This is a genomic window from Gemmobacter lanyuensis, from assembly GCF_014652355.1.
Taxonomy (GTDB): Bacteria; Pseudomonadota; Alphaproteobacteria; order Rhodobacterales; family Rhodobacteraceae; genus Gemmobacter; species Gemmobacter lanyuensis.
Map to the genome: position 1 here is coordinate 73,473 of NZ_BMYQ01000013.1, position 19,083 is coordinate 92,555.

Sequence of the window (19,083 nt, forward strand, 5' to 3'; positions counted from 1 at the left end):
CACAGGGGGTCACCCTGCCCGCTGACCGCCCCACCCATACTAATTTGACACTTATGTTCAGTTGACGGACATTTGTTTCAGTCTTACAACTTCTCCCAAGACAGCGGCAAGCTGTCACCGCGACGGGGAGGGTTGCGATGATCCTAGGAATCGATCTGGGCACGTCGATGGTGAAGGCCACGGCCTTTTCCATCGACGGGCGTTGTCTGGGTTCGGCGGCACGCCGGACGGTGCTGAACTACCTGGGCGCAGGCCGAGTTGAACAGGATTACGAACTGCTGGTGCAATCCGTTGGCGCCGTGGTGCGCGAAGTCGTCGCCAGCACCGGACAAACCCCGATCGCCATCGGCATCACCGGCCAAAGTGACGGCCTGTGGCTGGTCGATGACAAGGGCCATGCCACGCAGGCGGCGGTGTCTTGGCTTGATGATCGGGGGAACCCCTATCTCAAGAACTGGATCGACAACGGCACCTTCGAGGCCGTTTTCCGCCGGAACGGCAATGCGATTTTCCCCGGCAGTCATGCCCCGCTGATTGCCGCAATGGCGGCCGCGGACCCGGCGGCGCTGGAGCGGGCGCATACAGTAACTTACCTCAAGGATGCGATCCTGCAACGGCTTACAGGCGTGCGCGTGACCGATGCCTCGGATGCCTCGCTGCCCTTTCTCGACACCCGCACCCGCGAATATGACCCCGAGATTTTCCGCCTGCTGGGGCTGGAGACGTATCGCCGCCTGCTCTCTCCGGTCATACCCGCACCGGGCCAAGCCTTCCCTATGACGAGGGCGGGGTCCGAATTGACCGGGTTACCCGAAGGCATCCCCGTGCATGCCGGGCCCTTTGATCTGCCCGCCTGCGCGATTGGCGGTGGCGTGCGCAATGTGGGGGATGGTCTGATCATCGTGGGCACCACGCTCGCCTGTGAGGTGCTCGTCGATGAGGTCCGCACCGATGGCCCGCCGGTCGGGATGACACTGTGCCTGCCCGAAACCGGGCGCTGGATCCGCGCCCTGCCCGCCACGGTGGGCACGGCCTCGCTCGACTGGATTTTGGGGATCATCGGTGCCGATGCCACGGACGTCGACCGCCTGCTGGCGCAAAGCCGCCCGGGGGCAATCGGGGTGGCGGCGCTGCCCTATTTCTCGGCCACCGGGGAACGCGCGCCTTTTGTGGATGTGAATGCGCGCGGCATGCTTTCCGGTCTCAATACCTCGACCACACGGGCCGATCTGGTGCGCGCGGTCTGTGAATCGGTCGCCTATGCCGCGCGGCACTGCATCGAAGCGGCGGGGCTGACGGGCAATCTTTACGTCTGCGGCGGGGGATCGAATTCGACCCTCTGGAGCCAGATGATCGCCGATGCGCTGCAAATTCCGCTGCATATCTCACCCCGTCCCGAAGTGGGCGCGCGCGGCGCCTCGATGGCGGCGCTAAGGGTGATCGGTGTCGATTTCGACGCAGATGCCTGGACACGCCCAGAGGGCGTGATCACGCCAGACAAGGCGATGGCCGCCCATTACGAACGCGGCTTCGCCTTTTACCAAGAGATGGTCGCCGCGGCGCGCCCGCTCTGGCACAGCCCCTACCGGGTGTAGCCATTTTCCGAACGAAGGAGCCAAGCCCTTGCGTGACCTGACCATTCCGTCCGAGCGCCACCCTGAAAAGGCGCATCGGCCCGATATCGAACGCCTGAAACGGCCCGATTGGATCCGCGTGCGCGCGACCCATTCCAAGGCCTTCAAGGACACGCACGACACCGTGCGCGCCCACCAGCTGGTGACAGTCTGCGAAGAGGCGGGCTGCCCCAATGTCGGCGAATGCTGGAGCCAGGGCCACGCCACCATGATGATCATGGGCGAGATCTGCACCCGCGGCTGCACCTTCTGCAACGTGGCAACCGGCAAGCCCGATGCGCTGGACCTGTTCGAACCCGGGCGCGTGGCCGATGCGGTCGCCAAGCTTGGCCTGTCGCATGTCGTCATCACCTCGGTCGACCGGGATGATCTGCAGGATGGGGGCGCCGCGCATTTCGCCCAGACGATCCGCGCGATCCGCCACCGCACCCCCGCAACGACGATCGAGGTTCTGACCCCCGATTTCCTGAAATGTGACGCCCGGGCGCTGGAGACGGTGGTGGCCGCGCGACCTGATGTCTTCAACCACAATCTGGAAACCGTGCCGGGGCTTTACCCCACGGTCCGGCCCGGCGCGCGTTACTTCCATTCGCTGCGTCTGCTGCAGCGGGTGAAAGAACTGGACCCGACCATCTTCACCAAATCCGGCATCATGGTCGGTCTGGGGGAAGACCGGCAAGGGGTGGGGCAAGTCATGGATGACATGCGCGCAGCCGAGGTCGATTTCCTGACCATCGGCCAGTATCTGCAGCCGACCCCGAAGCATCACCGCATCGACCGCTACGTCACGCCCGAGGAATTTGCCGCCTATGAACGTGCGGCCTATGGCAAGGGGTTCCTGATGGTTTCTGCTTCGCCCCTGACCCGGTCGTCCTATCACGCCGGGGCGGATTTCGCGCAATTGCGCGACAACCGCCTGAAGGCACTGGGGAAAGCAGCGCGCTGACGTCCTGCCCTATCGGAATGTGCGGCGCCGGGAGTTTTCCCTGGCGCCTTTTTCTCTGCCCTGCAGCCGAGGTGCAAAAGGAAACGGCCTGCCCGGCAACCGCCGGACAAGCCGCACACATATCGTCCCGGGCCGAAGGGCGACAGCGTTACTTGATCACCGCGCCGCGCACGCGCGACGTGGTCAGCGCAACTACGGTGATGATGAAAAGGCCGTAAACAAGGCTCTGCGCTTCGGCGCCAAACCCCATAGCCTGAATGGCAATCGGCACGAAGGCCACGGTCAGTGCCCCGAACACCACGTTGATTGGGTTGGTCTGCCCGCCCGAAATCGAGGTGCCGCCCACAAGCGCAGCCGCGATCCCCGGCAGAAGCAGGTTACTGCCCAAGCCGCTGGCCGAGGCCGATCCAGCCTGTGCCACGATCGCAAGCCCCGCAAGACCGCCGCTCAGCCCTGAAATCGCATAGGTGATGACCTTGATGGGCAGGGTCGGCACGGCAGAAAGCGTTGCCGCGCGTTCATTCTTGCCGATTGCCGTCATGCCAAGGCCTAGGCGGGTCAGCGAGAGCAGGCCCCAATAAACCAGCGCTACGAAAACCCCGATCCAGAATGTCAGCGGCGCGAACAACAGCGAGGTGCTGTAAAGCGCGGCGATCAGCTCCCGGTTTTCCGAGATGTAGATGGTCTGAGAGTCGCTCGTGACCAGAGCCGCAGTCTGCAGCAGGCCAAGCGTCCCCAGCGTCAACGCAAAGGACGGTACCTGCGTAACCGCGACCAGCAGCCCGTTCAGGATACCGATGGCAACGGTCACCGCCAGTACCGCCACGATGCCCATCACCCCCATGCCCGGCAACCAAAGCGCAACAAGAATGGCGCCGACCATGCTGATCGCCGCATTCGAGAGGTCGATGGAGCCGATGTTCAGCACCATGGCCTGCCCCAGTGCGACGAACAGGATGGGTGCGGCCGATGCCGTGACGATGGAAATCCCCAGCGGCTTCAGGTAGTTGGGGTTCAAAATCCCGACGATCAGCAGCATCGACACAAAGACCAGCACCGGGGCCAGCGCATGCCAGGCCGCCACGACGCGATGGCGCGTCAGACCGCCCGGCGGGATCACGCCGCCAAAGCTCGGCTGTGAGGAGGAGATCGTCTGTATCTTGTTCATCATACCATATCCGCCACGATGTCCTGAATCGCCAGGTTCCGGTTGCTGTGAAGGTCATGCCGGGCCGAGCGCAGCCCATCGCGCATGACGATGATGTCGTCGGCCATCTCTAGCGCCTCTTCGATGGTATCGGGGATCAGGATCACCGCCACCCCGGCCTTGCAGGCTGCGCGGATCTGGGCGTTCACCGTTTTTGATGCCCCCACATCCAGCCCGCGCAACGGGTGATCGAGGATCAGAACCTTCAACGCATCGCTGTTCAGCCATTTGGCCATGACGACCTTCTGCTGGTTCCCGCCGGAAAACTGCCCCAGCGGCAGCGATACGTCACCGGGCCGCACATCCAGACGGCTGAACCAGTCCTTCGCCACCCGTGCCATGGTACGGGGCCGCAGGAAGGGGCCAACCGCGCCGACACCCGGATTGGTCAGTGCGATATTGCGGGTTGACGACAGCCCCCCCACGATGCCTTCCACCTTGCGTTCGGCGGGCACAAAGGCCAGCCCCGCCGCCACCGCCTTGCGGATCGACCAGCGGGATACAGGCTTGCCGTTGATTTCGATGCTGCCGCCATCGTGGGTTTCGGCGCCAAAAAGTGTACGAGCGAGCGATTCACGCCCCGATTTTGATGCCCCCACCAACGCGAGGATCTGGCCGGGATGCACCTCGAACGAGATATCATGGAATTCCCCCTGCCGAGACAGGCGCGTCACTTTGACCGCAGGCTTGCTGGCCACAGCCGGGCGCTGGCGGGCGTGGATCACGGGTTCCGCCTGACCGTCCACCATGGCGCTGAAGAGATCCGCCTTGGACACCCCGGCGGTGGGGCGGTCGCTTGACAGCGATCCGCTGCGCATCACGACCACGCGGTCACAGATCCGCAGGATCTCATCCAGACGGTGCGAAACGAAGATCACGCTGGCAAACTCGCGCAGCTTGCGAATTTCCCGTTCCAGCACCGCGGTTTCCTGCTGTTCCAGCACGGCCGTTGGTTCATCAAGGATGACAAGCGGGGTCGATCGCCTGCCGGGGTCGATGCAGACCGCGCGGGCAATTTCTACCATCTGGCGGTCGATGAAGGAGAGGTCTGAAACCTTGGTATTCGGGTTCAGCTTTGCCCCGATCTTGTCCAGCACCTTCTGCGCCTCTCGGTTCAGACGGCCCCAATCCTGAAGGCCGAGCCGCGACAGGGCGCTTCCGGTCATGGCATGCTGTTCGATGTTTTCGGCCACCGTGAGGTTGGTGAAAAGCGACTGCTCCTGATGCACCACGCCCACCCCCGCCGCGCGGGCATCATTGGGACCGCGGAACTTCACCTCGACGCCGTTCATCTCGATCTTGCCGGTGTCGGGCTTTTCGATCCCCGCAAGGATCTTCAGCAGCGTGGATTTACCGGCGCCGTTTTCGCCCACAAGGCCCAGCACCTCGCCGCGCCGGATTTCAAGAGAGACATTGTTCAGCGCCTTAACGGCCCCGAATGACCTGCTGACATTGATCAGCCGCAGGACAGGAGGAGGGGTCTGGGTCATTTTGCCACCTTCAGGCGGTTGCGATGCGGCCAGGCGACCGTGACGATCGCGAGAATGAGGATCAGCCCGAAGACGCCCTGCTGGTAATCCGGGTCTACCCCCGCCAACACGAGGCCATTGTTCAGGATGACCAGTAGGAAGACCCCAAGCGAAGACCGCAGAACGCCGCCTTCCCCCCCGCTGAGCGCGGTACCGCCGATCACGGCCGCCGGGATGACGGTGAAAAGCTGGGTTGAACCGATGTCCGAGGACCCGGAGCCAAGCTGCATGGTGGCAAGGATGCCTGCCAGGGCACTTAGCCCCCCGGCGATGGCAAGCGCCATGATCTTATAGCGCGAGACACTGATACCGCTTGACCGGGCGATCGCTTCATTGTTGCCGATGGCCAGCAGACCGCGGCCGAAACGGGTGTAATTCATGATCACCAGACCAACCACGACGACAGCGCCGGCCAGCCAGAAGGAGTTCGGGATGCCCAGCGTCAGCCGTGTGGGCCAGCGGGCGAGGGCTTCATTCGTCAGGCTGGGCAGAAGCCCGTTGCCGTAAAGCATAATCCCAATGCCAAGGCCGACATACCAGGTACCTAGCGTGGCAACAAAGGACGGCACTTTCAGCCGTTCATAGATCAGCCCGGCAAACAGCCCCAGCGCGACCCCGGTTCCCAGTGCGATGACCCAGGCCCAGACCCCGTAATCTAGGCCCGTGCGGGTGTTCGGCGTGATCAGGATCCAAGCCATACCGGCCGCCCCCATCACGCCCTGCACCGAAAGGTCGATCGACCCCATCAGGATGACCAGCGTTGCCCCGACCACAATGATCAGCGGCACGGATGACTGGAACAGCACGTTCTGCAGGTTCTCCACACTCGCAAAGCGCGGGTTCAGAAACGAGAACACGACCATCAGGGCCACAACCGCGAGGATCAGCCCGGTCGGCCCCTTGCTTTCCCTGGACAGCAGATGATTGACCATCTTCTTTCTCCTCAAATCTCAAATGATTGGTGCGCCTTGGGGCCATGACAGGTCTGGCCAGGACACCCCGGCCAGACCCGCCGCGTCAGGCGGTTACCATTCAGAGGCGTCCGCGCGACCGCCACCAACCAGCGGCATGGGATCGGTCGCCCAGGGGCCATTCTGGACCAGACGATCCACGAAGGCGGCCGGGGCGCCCGGTTCGTCATACTGCAGATATTGCTGGTAGTTGCCGGGGGTGACGCAGCTCAGCTGGAACAGGCTTTCGCGTTTGTCGTCAGACAGTTCGCTTGGGACGATCTCGCCCGTGGCGGCCAGATAGGCGGTGTAAAGACCAACCGCCGAGGCCATGTAACCGCGATGGAAGGTTTCGCCGACGATGGCATTGTTGCCGCGGCCCGATTGGATGTCTTCCAGCGTCTTGGGATACAGGCCGTCCGAGGCGAATTTCACCTTGTCCAGCAGCCCGGCATTTTCGAACGACTGCATCGCGCCGATCTGCATGCCGTCATCTGCGCTCCAGACGCCGTTGATCTGATCGCCGTATTTCACGATCAGGTCTTGCGCGTTGCGGGCGCCCAGTTGCGGGTCCCAGTTGGAGGGACGTTCGTCCAGGATCTTGATATCGGGCCAGTTGGCCTCGATTTCGGCGCGGAAGCCGGCCACGCGGGTTTTCGACGTGGTCGAATCCGGCACGCCCGGCAGCAGCACCACATTGCCCTTGCCGCCGATGGATTCGGCAATCGCCTTGGCACCGCACGCGCCCGATGACAGGCCCGGAATTTTCTGGAAGGCCACGAAATTGTCGCCCACGTCCTGCGGTTTGTAATCGGCGGGCTTGTTCCACCAGATCGTCACATAGCCACCGGCCTGCTTGACCGCGTCCACAATGGTCGGCGCGTCGGACGAGGCCACGGTATTGACGAACATGATGGGCGTCTTGCCGCTGGCAAGGATCGACATGATCCCCGCGATCTCGGTCTGGGACGAACCATTGGAGTTCACGATCTCCAGCGGGATGCCCAGCTCTTCGGACAGCGCCTTGCCGCCTTCGATGTTGGAGATCATGTAAGGGTTCGTGGTGTTGATGACGGAAACCACCAGAACCATGTCTTCCTTGGCAACCGGGGCGGCCAGGGCAGCACCAGAGAGTGTGCTGGCCGCGATACCGGCCAGCAGCAGAGATTTCGTTTTCATGTTTTCCTCCGTTGGACTTGTTATCTTGCGTTTCGGGTCCGCGGATCAGCCGCGATAGGCTCGAAAGAAGGTGCGCAGGTCGCCGACGAACAGGTCGGGCACCTCAAGAGGCGCAAAATGGCCACCCTGGTCATGGACGCGGTATTGCTTGAGGTTGAAGTACTTCTCGGTCCAGGTCATCGGCGGTTTGTAGATCTCGCCGGGGAAGATCGAGACGGCAGTGGGCACGCCCACCACGGGGAAGCGGTCATGGCTGGGCTTCCACGGATTGCCGCGGCATTCCCAGTAGTAGCGCGACGAGGTGCCGCCGGTGCTGGTCAGGAAATAGACCGCCGCGGTGGTGATCAGATCTTCCTTGGGCCAGACCTGTTCGAAGGCCGCCGTGCCCAGGCCGCGTTCTGCCAGACCCCAGAAATAGCGTTTCTCGGTGATCCAGGCGAGCTGGCCTGCCGGGCTGTCGGCCACCAGCGCCGCCAGCGTCTGCGGCTTGGTCAGCTGCATTTCGCCATAGCCGCTTTCGTTCTGCACGAAAAGCTTGCCGCGTTCGAACCATCCGGCTTCCTCGGGCGTGTATTCGCTTTCGGCGGGCAGCCCCAGCACCGGGTCGAAGGTGACGCCTGCGGGCTGGTCGGGGTGGCTGGGCAGATAGTGGCTCATCTGTGCGGGGAAATGGGTATAGACCCCGATCACATCGTCTTCATACTTGTGGCCATGCTGCTGGGCGATCAGCGCCCCCCAGTCGCCCCCGGCGGTCGCATAGCGCTCATAGCCCAGAACCTCTTTCATCAGCACGTTTTCAAGATCGGCCGTGTGCCAGAAGTTCCAGCCCGTTTCGCGCAGCGGCGACGAAAAGCCATAACCCGGCAGCGAAATCAGCACGACGTCAAAGCTGTCTTCCGCCTTGCCGCCATAAGCCTCGGGGTCGGTCAGCGGCCCGATCACCTTGCGAAGGTCCCAGAAGGTCCAAGGCCAGCCGTGATGGATCAAGAGCGGCATCGGATTCTTGCCCTTGCCCTTCACATGGATGAAGTGCAGCGGCACGCCCATCAGATCGACCTTGAACTGCGGCAGCTCATTCATGCGGCGTTCAACATCGCGCCAGTCGTAGTCTTCGATCCAGTAGCGGATCAGCTCGCGGTGATAGGCGGTGTTGTAGCCGTATTTCCAGTCGTCATTGGCGAAGTCATCCGGAAAGCGCGTGCGCTTCAGCCGGTCCATCATGTCAGTCAGATCGGCCTCGGGAATGGCGATCTTGAAGGGTTTCACATCGTATTTCGGTGCCATCCTGGTTTCTCCCTCGTGGCAAATCTTCCCTGTTTGCCCAAGCGAACGGGCGCTTGGGCAGGTCTGCGATGTCAGATGTCAGAGGTGGCGGCCGGGTTAGTGCTTCAGGCTGCGCATCACATCCTTGATCAGCGGCCAGACGCGCGCCGCCGAGGTGTGATCCATGGATTCTTTGGGGGAATGCAGGTCGTAAAGGTTGGTGCCAATACCGATGGTATCGAGCCCTGCAATCCGCTGGGTGAACATCCCCAGTTCGAGGCTACAGACCGAAACCAGCACATCGGGCTTGTGGCCCATCACACGTTCATAGCTGTCCTTGGCGATCTGCAGCATGGTCGAATTCGGGTTCCAGGGGAATTCCGGCGCATCCAGCCCGATCTGCGTGGCGGACACACCCTCGCCTGCAAGATCGGCCAGCAGCATCAGCTGATCCAGCACCGCATGCTTGCGCGAGGTGACGGCGCTGGTGATGGTGCAGATGATCTCGACCCCGGGCTTCGTCATCTTCATCAGCCCGATATTGTTCGAGGTTTCCCAGTTCCCCGGCACATCGAGGTTCTGGTTGGTGATCCCGTTGGGCATCAGCGCGATGGCCTGTACCAACCGGGCCGAGGCGCGGGGCGAAAAGGCCTGTGCGGGGGGGTCGTCGACGCGCCTCGTGGCAATCCGCATATCGGGGTCAGCCAGACGGAATTCGTGCCGGATATCAGCCGCCAGCGCCGCAACCGCAGCCTCAATCGCGCCAGTCGCTTCGGGCGGAGCCATGAGCAGCGCCTCAGCCTCGGCTGGGATGACGTTGTTCTGCACGCCTCCCGAAATCCGCGCGATTTGCACCGCCCCCGCCTGGATGGCCCGGCGCACCAGCCGCCCGATCAGCACGATGGCATTGCCGCGTTCCTGATCGATGTCGAATTCGCAATGCCCGCCCCGCAGACCCCGCAGGTCAATCAGTAGTGGCACTAGGCCCGGTTTTGGCACCTGCCATTCGGCGTCGAAATCTAGACGGCAGGACACATCTCCCGAACAGCCCGCAAGCAGTTGCTTTTCGTCAATCCAGTTGAAGTCGATCATGCGCTTGCCGGTTAGAAGCTTCAGGTCGATGCTGTCACCGCCGACCTTGCCCATCTCCTCCATCACCGTCATCACGCATTCCAGCGGCGGGTGAGGAATATCGGTAGAGTCGAGCAGCGCGAGCATATAGCTGATGCCCAGCCCGTTATCGGCGCCAAGGGTCGTGCCCTCGGCCCGGATTCGGTCGCCATCGACCTTCAGCTTGACACCCTGGGTGGCAAAGTCGTGCAGCACACCGTCATCCAGCTTGCAGACCATGTCGATGTGGCCATGCAGGATCACCGTAGGCGAATTCTCGTACCCCGGCGTGCCCGGCTTTTTCACGATGATATTGTCAAGCGCGTCACGGTGAAACACCAGCGCCCGCGACGTGGCAAAATCCGCAATGAAATCCGTCGCTTGCTTTTCATGTTGTGAACACCGGTGCTTGGCGCTGAGTTGTTCGAAAAAGCCCATCACTTCCTGCGGTTCAATCCCTTGCAGCACTGACATTCCGTTCTCCCTTGTCTCCCCTGCGGCGATGCACCCCATCGGGACGCCTGCCTACTTCTGTCAGTCGGCGGCCCACACGTCACCCACGACCAGCCGAAATCCCGGCTTGTCTTGTGTTGTGTCCTTCGTGTCCTGTGCCACAGGTCTGGTGGCCTCCTCTGCCCCCAGCGGTCCCGCAGTCAAGACTCTGTCGCCGCCCCCTCTTCGATTGGCACTTATGTTCACATTAGTGGACATTTGCTTCTTTCAATACGGATAACAAACAGCCCGGAATCTGACAACAGAAATTCTGCGTCGGCCGGAAATTGCGCCAGATGAAGCTTTCATGATGATTATCAGATGGTTGCTTGGGGGCTGTTACTTCGGCAGCTCTGGCAGCTATCCCGATTCTCTCCGGTGGCGAGGTAGCGGGGGCTACAATTCAGCATGATTCTGCAACACGTCTGGGCGCCGCTGTGCCCAAATTCAGGATCACCTCCGGGTCCGCCGACCACATCGGGCAGCCCACCTGCCAGCATTCAGGTGGACATGCCCGGCCAGAATCCACAGCGCTGCATCACAGGCATGACCCGCCCTGCGACTGCTCAGGCCAAAGCCGGCTGAAACACGGCAGCCGCAATCGAGCGGTTACCCACGATCAGAGATCGGCAGCTTGGGGTCTGGGAAGAAGCTCGGTTCTGCGATTGCAAAACGAACCTGCGACGATCTTTTCAGAGATCATCCGTTGCGGTGACATGCGTGCCGTTCAGGACGCGATCGCTGGGATGCAGAATGACCTGATCGCCCGGGTGCAGCCCCCCAAGCACCTGCGCATGGATATCATCGCGTTCGCCCAGGACGATGGGCTGGATCTCGGCGCGATTGCCGCGGACCACGAAAGTTGCCCAGTCCGCACCATCTCGGAACAAGGCCCCGATGGGTATGGCCAGCGCATCCTGGACCGTCAGGACAGAGATCTGCGCGACGACCCGATAGCCATGCGCAAGCGCCTGCCAATCTTTGCGGTCGCCCGTCAGGCGCAACAGAACCTCGACCCGCTGCTCATCGATGCCCAAGGCCGATGTGCGGGTGACGGCGGTCGGTTCGACCTGCTCGACCTCGGCAGCAAGGTCGGGGCCGCCCCAACCAGTGATCCGCGCGGCAGCCCCTGGTCGGACTCGGACAGCATCACGCGACAAAAGGTCCACCCGCAGCACCAGATCGCCCGGATCGCCAATTACGAGGATCGGGGTGCCCGGTTCGACGATCTGGTCATCTTCGGTCAGCACCTGCAACACCCGGCCTGACACCGGGGCGGTCACCGGCACGCAACAGGTTTGCTCTCCGCCAATGCCGAAAGGATCAAGCACCGCGGCTGCGCTGTCACGCTCGCGCTCCCGCATGGCGGCTGTGGCCCGGGCGCTGTCCACCATCGCCGCGGCCGTGTCCCGTTCCAAGAGGACAAAATCGAGCTGGTGACGCGGGATTGCACCGCGATCGAATAGGGCGATGGAACGGTCGGCCTCGGTCATGCGGAAGGCCAGCGCCGCCTCGGCTTGGGCGAGCTGTGCCTTCGCCAGTTCGACCGCGGCGGCGGCGGCGGCAAGGCCCGCCTCGGCCACGGCGCGGGACCGTGCGTCGAGCAGGGCAGGCGCAACAGGGCCCAGCAGGGCCACGGTATCTTCGGCCATGACCGCGTCGCCTGCATGCAGGCTGATCCGCTGCATCCTGCCGGCAATTGGCGCCGAGACGGTGAACACCTCGCGGATTTCGGACTTACCTTCCCCGGCAATCGTGACGTTGATGGTGCGCGCGGCGACAGTGGCCACCTCCACCTCGACCGCACGCGGCATCAGCGCCCACATGGCAAGGCCGAGGGTCGCGAGGGCAAGAATGACAAGGATCGCCCGGCGCATGGTCACTCTCGTGTTTTCAGAACCTCGATCAGGTCGAGGCGGTTGATCCGTTGCCGGACAGCAAGGGCAGAAAGGACCGCGGCGGCACAGGTGACCAGGCTGGCAGTGGCATGGACGCCCGGCCCGATGATGAAGGGCACACGGTAAAGGTCAGAGGAAAAGGCCGCAACCATGGCGCGCGCCATGGCATAACCAAGGAGCCAGCCAAGTGGCTGTGCAAGCACCACAATCACCGCCAATTCCAAGAACAGGATTGCGGCAACTTCGCCCTTGCTGAATCCGAGCACCCTCAGGCTAGCCATTTCCCTTCCCTGTTCGGACAGGGAAATACGGGCAAAATTATAAATCACCCCAACCGCGATCACACCGGCCAGTCCGACAAAGACCGTGATCATCACGGTGATGTTTTCGGCCAATGTCGCGCGGAACTGCGCAACCGTCAGCGCCATGACCGACAGAAACCCGGTTTCGGGCGCTGCTGCAGCCGCGTGAAAAAAGGCTGGCGCCTGATTTTCGTCGATCAGAAGATTGACGCCCGAGATCGCCTCGGCGCCGCCCGTCGCGCGGTGAAGTGCGCCCAGCTCCATCGAGGCGCCCAGACCAACATACCCAACAGACAGGCCGCTGACCGGCAGATTGACAGTACGTCGCGACCCATCGAGGAAGGCAACGGTAACGGTGTCGCCTTGTCGCACACCCAACCCCTGCGCCAACGCCTCCGACAGGATCAGGCCAGCTTCGGGCATGTCCATTGGGCGCAGGTCGCGGTCCAGCACCCGCGACAGTTGTGGCATGGCCGGTCTGCCAAAAACCGTGACCCGGCGCGACACATTGCGGTGGCTGATCGTCGCGGCCACTGCCCGGAACGGCTCGGCTGCCATGACGCCGGGCATGGCGCGGGCGGCAAAGGCGGCGCGCGGCGGTTCGGGTTGGCCGAAAACCATCTGCACATCCTGCTGCTCGGCCCGGAAGAAGCTGATGTCGATCATCCGGTCGATCGAAGCGAAGGACCAGAGCGAAGCCACCAGGATTGCCACCGACATCGCCATTCCCAGCACCCCCGACAGCGTGCGCCAGGGCCGGTGCAACAGGTGTCGCAGCGTCATGACCGATGTCTGGCGCAGGCCAAGCTTCCGCCACAAGCTACCCCCTTGCGACCGATAATCCGCGGGTGCAGGCGGAGTCATGGCAACCGCGGGCGCCAAAAGCAGCACCGAACGGACCGACAAAAGCGCCCCGGACACTGCCGCACCCGCCGTCACCAAGGCCGCGAGGAAGAAGAGGCCCAGATCGCGCGAGAAGACGAGGAACGGAAACGCGAAGAACTGCGCGTAGATGTGCGCCAGTTCCGCCCCCATCCACTGCCCCGCCACTGCGCCCATGGCAATGCCGACAACCGCGATGGCCAGCACAAATTCGACATAGTGCTGCGCGATCGCACGCGAAGAATAGCCGATGGCCTTCAACAGGCCGATTTGTTCGCGTTCCAGGGTCACAAGGCGCGAGAGCGTCATGTTGACCAGCATCGCCGCGACCAAAAGGAAGATCGGCGGCAGCACCTTCACCATCGTGCCCAGTTGCTTCAGTTCGGCATCAAGAAAGGCATGCGAGGTCTGATCTGCCCGCGCCGTGGCGCCGGTGCCGCCATAGGGGACGGTCAGGCGGTCGACCTGTTCGATCACCCAGTCGACCGACGCGCTCGGGGTAAGCTTTACCACCAGATTCGAAAAGGCCCCATCAAGTTCATAGGCGGCCGCAAGCGCCTGACGCGGCAACCAGCCGATGCCATAGCGTCGCGGGTCGGGCATCATCTCGCCGGGGCCAAGAGCGTAGATGAACTCGGGCGACAGGGCAATTCCGGCGACCGTCAACTCGCGTCGTTGACCGTTGAGAACGAGCGCCAGGGTCATCCCCGGGCGCAGGCCATGAGCCGTGGCAAAGCCTTCCGACAGCACGACTTCGCGCGAAGACCCCGGATCGGCCAGCCGCCCCTGTCGCAGATGCAGACGGTTCAGCCCAGCCGCCCCGTTTTCCGGCAGCGAGACAAGGAGCATCGCTCCCGGCTCTTGCAGACTCGGCAGGTCAAGTAACGCCAGCTGCACAACCCGCGCCTCGGCCGCCAGAACCCCGTCTATGGCACGCACATCGTCCAGCAGGGCCAAGGGTGCGCGGGTCACATCGGCAAAGACATCGGCAAAGCGATAGCTCTCGTAATAGCGCGTCCGAGTGTCGGAAAGCGAAGCAAACGCGCCGTTGCCCAAGATCATCGTCGCCACCCCTGCCGCCAGCACCAGCGCAATGGCCAGCGCCTGCGGCCAAAGCCGGACTAAATCGCGCAGGACTTTGCGGCGCAGGGGAGGCATCACCAAGAGACCTCTGCCGGGGCTTTGCGCGAGGCGTTCACCCTCTCGGCGACAATGCGCCCGTCGGCAAAGCGCAGGACGCGATCGGCGATCTCTTGAATCGCGGCATTGTGGGTGATGACCAGCGTCGTCGCACCGATGCGGCGGTTCACCTCGACCAGCGCCTCCAGAACGCGCACCCCGGTGGCAGAGTCCAAAGCGCCGGTCGGCTCGTCACATAACAGGACTTCTGGGTTCTTGGCGATGGCGCGGGCGATGGCCACCCGTTGCTGTTCGCCCCCAGACATTTGCGCAGGGAAATGGTCGGCCCGGTCGGTCAGCCCTACGATCGCAAGCGCCGCTTCAGGTGTCATCGGATTGCGGGCGATCTCGGTGACCAGAGCCACATTCTCACGCGCGGTTAGGCTGGGCACAAGATTATAGAACTGAAAGACAAATCCCACATGGTCACGCCGGTAAAGCGTCAGGCCCCGCTCATCCAGAGCCGTCAAATGGTGGTCCTTGAACCAAAGATCGCCCGAACTGGCCGCGTCCAGACCACCGACGATGTTGAGAAAGGTCGATTTGCCAGACCCCGAAGGACCAAGGATGACGATGAAATCGCCCTGCGCCGCCGTAAAATCGACCCCGCGCAGCGCCTGCACATCTCCGGCAGCAGAACGGTAGGTCCGGGTCAGACCCCTTGCACGAAACACGATTTCCGGCCTGTCGCTCATTCGCCACCCCCCTTCATCGTCTACGATTGCATGAGCATAAGCCATAATCCAACTGACGACCCATGACGTGGATCAAGGTATCTGGCGGCCTTCGGAAGCACCGAGGCTCGGATAGAGGCTTCTCTCGTTGTTTGCCAGTGGGAGTGCCCAAATCGATCGTCCCCGGACTGGAAATCCAACGGATCGCCCCGGCGTTTAAAGCGAGGTCGATTTCGTCCGCGAAACAGCGACGGACCAAAGGGTGATGCAGCTGCCCACGATCTCGGACAGGTAATCGCAAGCAACATGCAGATCGGCCGTGGCTCCATGGTGGTCGCGGTATGGGGGCACGACGAGTTGAAGGGCTGTGGCGATGGCAAGAGTGTTTGGCATGTGATGAAAGGTCGCCTTGGCCAGACCTTGTGCTGCGAGATTGTCCAGACTGATACCCATAACATTGGCCGGGATATGCAGCATTGCGACTGCCCCCTGCTCTCGGCCGGTCTCGATTTCCGCCACCAATACGCGGTTCACACGCCGCTTCGCGGCAAGGACGGCTTGGTCCTTCTGGCGTCGGCTGGCCACCAGCGTCCGGCCCACGATCTGCCTACCGCGCGCCAGAAAACCCGCCACGTTATTCGCCCGATCGTGCCAGCGAAACAGATCTTCAGATGCATCGGCCTTGGCCAGCGCCTCCCGGAAATCCCAGAGCGTGGCGGCGTCGGACACTGGGCCGGCGAAGCCAAGCCTACAGGACCGCATCCAGCTGAACCCGCCGCTTGCTCGCCTCAAGGCTAAGCCTGTGCAGGCTCTACAGCACTAGGACGAGGAACTACAGCACCACTTCCGTTACGAACATACCGCGCGTGGCCCCGGCGCGGCCGCAAGCAGCGCGCAAGAGGATCGGGCGGAAGACCTTGAGATCCGCCGCAGTGATCAGCACATCCATAAAATCGCCCCTGACGGAAATCTCCAAGCTACATCAAGCATAGCCAAGAGAAAGGTAAATCGCACCTGCACTGAAACAACATCAAGTTGGCACGTTCTGTGGTGGCGGCCAGATGAGGTCATGTCACCTCGGTGAACCAATGATAACCTTCTTCGCAGAGTCCGAGATGAAGCCGTGTCACAGTGCGGAGGCCATGGAGAAAGGAAATGGAAATCTCACGCGTCTCGCCCGGTAGAAGGGCAAAAGGCAGCGGGACGGTCAGGTCAGGTTTTCGGTGCGGACGCCCTTGCTCGGACGGCGCAAGGCTATGGACGGTCAGGGCAATTCCGCTGATGGCCCCTTCCGCCCAAATCATCGGTCCGGCATTGGTGATACGGACCTTCAGCTGACCGCGCCCATCACCCTGAAAGCTGGTTTCGGCCGAGAGGGATACGCGACGCCCGGCGGGGCCGAGAGGTCCGCTGGGATCGTGACGCGCGAGATCGATTTCTTCGCGCAGCGTTTGGGCCAATGCGGCCACATATCTTGGCTGAAAGAACTGCCCATGTGCCCCCGGAATATCGGCGCGGCGGCTTCGGGGTACATATCTTGGCCAGGCGGTCTGTGGCTGGGCGAATAGAAACCGTGGGTTATGCCTCGCACTCGCGGCCCCGAAAAGCACCAGATGTCTGCCAGCATAGGGGATGGGGAGCGCGCGCTCCATGAAGATCAGCGACGCGACATGCACCCCCGCAGTCCAAAGGTTGTTTGCCAGATTCAAGGCAATTGGCGCCGCCTGGCAGTTGCCGCCGACGACGACAGAAGCCAAGGACCCCACCGCGTCAAGGGCCCGCATTGCGTTCCCTGCGACTAGACGCTCGCGCCAGGGATCCGGGGCGTCAGGTGACACGATGCCATTTAGGGATCGGAACGCAAGCAAGGGCTGATCCGCCCCGAGGGCGCCTGCAAGGGCCTCCGCTTCGTTATGGTTGTTGAAACACCACACAAGCGGGGTGCGATCACCGTCAAGATTGAACCCGCGCATCGTCCCTTCGGCGTCAACCGCCGCCCCGGTCGAGCGGGCCATCAGGATGGACAACCGGCGAATTGTATCGCTGGCTCTTGAGGCTTCGTCCGTCGGGCGCTGGACCTCTGCCGCTGACATCCAGAGTGCACCCGGCGTGATTTCGGGCGTAAACAGTCCGCCGAAAGAACGCCCAAACCGCTCGGCAACCTCGAGCTCGATCTCCATCAGAGCAAGCGAATCCGCCCCAAGACCCTCGAGACGGTCGCCGGCGGCAACGGGGCGTTTCAACGCTTTCGACCAGATCGCCAGATACCCCGAGGGCAGGTCAGGATCGGTCTGGACGTCGGGGGTGACCGGGATCATGCGCCGCAGCGCTCCCACGTCGCATTTGAAATTCGCGAGGCGCGGCATCGCGGACAGGAGGACGATCCTGTCCGGAACGAGGTGCGCGGGCACCTGCCGACCAAGCTCGCGGCGCATTTGATCTTCGGACAAGTGCGTCGATGCGGTTTCGACAAAGGCATAGACCCGCACGCGACCGCAAATCTCCTCTGCGAGGACGACCGCATCCCTGACGCCGCCCAGTTCCCGTAAGGCAGCCTCGATCTCCACCGGATCGAGCCGGTAGCCCCGGATCTTGATCTGGCGATCTGCACGCCCCACGAATTCCAGCAATCCGTCATTGCGCACCCGCCCAAGATCGCCGGGACGGAAGCAGCGCCAACCCGGTCGTCCCGAAACAGGGCGGAATGATGCTTTGGTGAGCGCGGGATCGTTCCAGTACCCCCGCGCAATATACGGACTTGAAATCTCAATGAATCCCACCTCGCCGGCGGCAACCTCCTGCCCGCCAGCGTCCACGAGGCGCATCTCGCGGTCGAGAATGGCATGACCGACCGGCACGGTCACGCCGTCAGCAGCCCACCCATCCGGAATTGTCCATTCCCGGTAGAGTGTCGCGCACTCGGTCGATCCTATGCCGGTGTAGACGGAACAGCCCTCGGGCAGCCTTGCCCGCAGATCGCTGAGGTCGCGTGTCAAGAGGCGGTCGCCCGCGGTGTAAAGAACGCGCGCCTCAGGGCAGATGTTCCGCTTCTGCGAACTCATCAACGCGCGAAGGACAGGCGGCATGGCGTGAAGAACGGTGACCTTCCGTCGATCCAGATCCTCGAGAACATGCGACAGGCCCTCACGCCGCAAGTCGGACATACAGAGGGTCGCCCCGTTCAGCAGCGCTCCGAAGATGTCGCGGATGGCACCATTCACGGCAGGAGAATAAAGCAGACTCAAGCGGTCCGCAGGCGTCAGTCTGACAGCTTGCGTGAATTGCATGACATCGTGAAGCAGGCCCGTCTGGTCTTGCCACACTCCCTTTGGCGTGCCTGTGGAACCGGAGGTATAAAGGACATAAGCCGGGTTGTCGGGACGGATCGGGGCCAGATCGACCGGTGCCGTGGGCATGTGTGGGCTGATCAGCCGAAGCCCTTCGGGCATGTCCCCCAGCACCGCGCGGGCGTGTTCGGGCTCGCAGATCATCACCTGTGCGCCACTATGGGAAAGAATGCGAAGAAGGTGTTCCGCCGGGAAGCTTGGATCAAGCGGAACATAAGGACGGCCCGCCAACAGCGCACCCATCATCGCGCATGGCATTGTCCGCGTGGCAGGCAGGAAAAGCGCAACTGGCTCTCCCTCGCCCGAAGCCGCCGCGATAAGCGAGGCGATGGCGCGGGCCTTCAGGGCAAACGTGCGATAATCGATCGCACCCTCGGAATCCACGATCGCGACACGCGCCCCGAAGAGATCGGCAACCCTTAGAAAGCGATCCGCGACCGGCCTATCCAGATCGGCAGGGCCGAGGGGTGCGATATCCCAAGCCATGGTTC

At 62.7% G+C, this 19,083-nt stretch carries 13 protein-coding genes; 2 read left to right on the forward strand and 11 right to left on the reverse strand.

What is annotated here, in order from left to right; all coding sequences use genetic code 11:
* Nucleotides 1-137 precede the first annotated feature (137 nt).
* On the forward strand, nucleotides 138-1,595 hold the full coding sequence (locus IE101_RS16395) for an FGGY-family carbohydrate kinase (protein ID WP_189634925.1): 1,458 nt from the start codon (nucleotides 138-140) through the stop codon (nucleotides 1,593-1,595).
* A 28-nt stretch (nucleotides 1,596-1,623) separates the two neighbouring features.
* Nucleotides 1,624-2,580, forward strand: a complete 957-nt coding sequence (gene lipA / locus IE101_RS16400) for a lipoyl synthase (RefSeq protein ID WP_189634926.1) — start codon at nucleotides 1,624-1,626, stop codon at nucleotides 2,578-2,580.
* Nucleotides 2,581-2,728: 148 nt separating this feature from the next.
* Here the strand turns inward: lipA and IE101_RS16405 are convergent, their stop codons facing one another.
* From IE101_RS16405 to IE101_RS16455, 11 genes are all read right to left on the reverse strand, one after another.
* A complete protein-coding gene (locus IE101_RS16405; RefSeq protein ID WP_229804257.1) occupies nucleotides 2,729-3,748 on the reverse strand; it encodes an ABC transporter permease in 1,020 nt (339 codons plus the stop codon).
* Entirely contained in the window at nucleotides 3,748-5,277 is a 1,530-nt protein-coding gene (locus tag IE101_RS16410; protein ID WP_189634928.1) for a sugar ABC transporter ATP-binding protein, read from the reverse strand. Before IE101_RS16410 ends, IE101_RS16405 begins: the two co-directional genes overlap by 1 nt.
* Nucleotides 5,274-6,248: an ABC transporter permease gene (locus IE101_RS16415; RefSeq protein ID WP_189634929.1), complete on the reverse strand. Its 975-nt coding sequence runs from the start codon at nucleotides 6,246-6,248 to the stop codon at nucleotides 5,274-5,276. The genes IE101_RS16410 and IE101_RS16415 overlap by 4 nt, the downstream gene beginning before the upstream one ends.
* Before the next feature lie 93 nt (nucleotides 6,249-6,341).
* A complete protein-coding gene (locus tag IE101_RS16420) occupies nucleotides 6,342-7,445 on the reverse strand; it encodes a sugar ABC transporter substrate-binding protein (protein ID WP_189634930.1) in 1,104 nt (367 codons plus the stop codon).
* A gap of 45 nt (nucleotides 7,446-7,490) precedes the next feature.
* Entirely contained in the window at nucleotides 7,491-8,729 is a 1,239-nt protein-coding gene (locus IE101_RS16425; RefSeq protein ID WP_189634931.1) for an epoxide hydrolase family protein, read from the reverse strand.
* Nucleotides 8,730-8,825: 96 nt separating this feature from the next.
* On the reverse strand, nucleotides 8,826-10,292 hold the full coding sequence (gene pepD / locus IE101_RS16430; RefSeq protein WP_189634932.1) for a beta-Ala-His dipeptidase: 1,467 nt from the start codon (nucleotides 10,290-10,292) through the stop codon (nucleotides 8,826-8,828).
* A 710-nt stretch (nucleotides 10,293-11,002) separates the two neighbouring features.
* Entirely contained in the window at nucleotides 11,003-12,187 is a 1,185-nt protein-coding gene (locus tag IE101_RS16435; RefSeq protein ID WP_189634933.1) for an efflux RND transporter periplasmic adaptor subunit, read from the reverse strand.
* A 2-nt stretch (nucleotides 12,188-12,189) separates the two neighbouring features.
* Nucleotides 12,190-14,550 (reverse strand): ABC transporter permease, encoded by a 2,361-nt coding sequence (locus tag IE101_RS16440; RefSeq protein ID WP_189634961.1) that lies wholly within the window; start codon nucleotides 14,548-14,550, stop codon nucleotides 12,190-12,192.
* Nucleotides 14,550-15,266: an ABC transporter ATP-binding protein gene (locus IE101_RS16445; protein ID WP_189634934.1), complete on the reverse strand. Its 717-nt coding sequence runs from the start codon at nucleotides 15,264-15,266 to the stop codon at nucleotides 14,550-14,552. Before IE101_RS16445 ends, IE101_RS16440 begins: the two co-directional genes overlap by 1 nt.
* 195 nt (nucleotides 15,267-15,461) lie before the next feature.
* Nucleotides 15,462-15,974, reverse strand: coding sequence for a hypothetical protein (locus IE101_RS16450; RefSeq protein WP_189634935.1), 513 nt, complete (start codon nucleotides 15,972-15,974; stop codon nucleotides 15,462-15,464).
* A 338-nt stretch (nucleotides 15,975-16,312) separates the two neighbouring features.
* Entirely contained in the window at nucleotides 16,313-19,078 is a 2,766-nt protein-coding gene (locus tag IE101_RS16455; RefSeq protein WP_189634936.1) for an AMP-binding protein, read from the reverse strand.
* Between the last annotated feature and the right edge of the window lie 5 nt (nucleotides 19,079-19,083).

Coding starts and splice junctions, on each gene's coding strand:
- IE101_RS16395 (WP_189634925.1), top strand. CDS start 138: ATGATCCTAGGAATCGATCTGGGCACGTCGATGGTGAAGGCCACGGCC.
- IE101_RS16405 (WP_229804257.1), bottom strand. CDS start 3,748: ATGAACAAGATACAGACGATCTCCTCCTCACAGCCGAGCTTTGGCGGC.
- IE101_RS16410 (WP_189634928.1), bottom strand. CDS start 5,277: ATGACCCAGACCCCTCCTCCTGTCCTGCGGCTGATCAATGTCAGCAGG.
- IE101_RS16415 (WP_189634929.1), bottom strand. CDS start 6,248: ATGGTCAATCATCTGCTGTCCAGGGAAAGCAAGGGGCCGACCGGGCTG.
- IE101_RS16420 (WP_189634930.1), bottom strand. CDS start 7,445: ATGAAAACGAAATCTCTGCTGCTGGCCGGTATCGCGGCCAGCACACTC.
- IE101_RS16425 (WP_189634931.1), bottom strand. CDS start 8,729: ATGGCACCGAAATACGATGTGAAACCCTTCAAGATCGCCATTCCCGAG.
- pepD (WP_189634932.1), bottom strand. CDS start 10,292: ATGTCAGTGCTGCAAGGGATTGAACCGCAGGAAGTGATGGGCTTTTTC.
- IE101_RS16435 (WP_189634933.1), bottom strand. CDS start 12,187: ATGCGCCGGGCGATCCTTGTCATTCTTGCCCTCGCGACCCTCGGCCTT.
- IE101_RS16440 (WP_189634961.1), bottom strand. CDS start 14,550: ATGCCTCCCCTGCGCCGCAAAGTCCTGCGCGATTTAGTCCGGCTTTGG.
- IE101_RS16445 (WP_189634934.1), bottom strand. CDS start 15,266: ATGAGCGACAGGCCGGAAATCGTGTTTCGTGCAAGGGGTCTGACCCGG.
- IE101_RS16455 (WP_189634936.1), bottom strand. CDS start 19,078: ATGGCTTGGGATATCGCACCCCTCGGCCCTGCCGATCTGGATAGGCCG.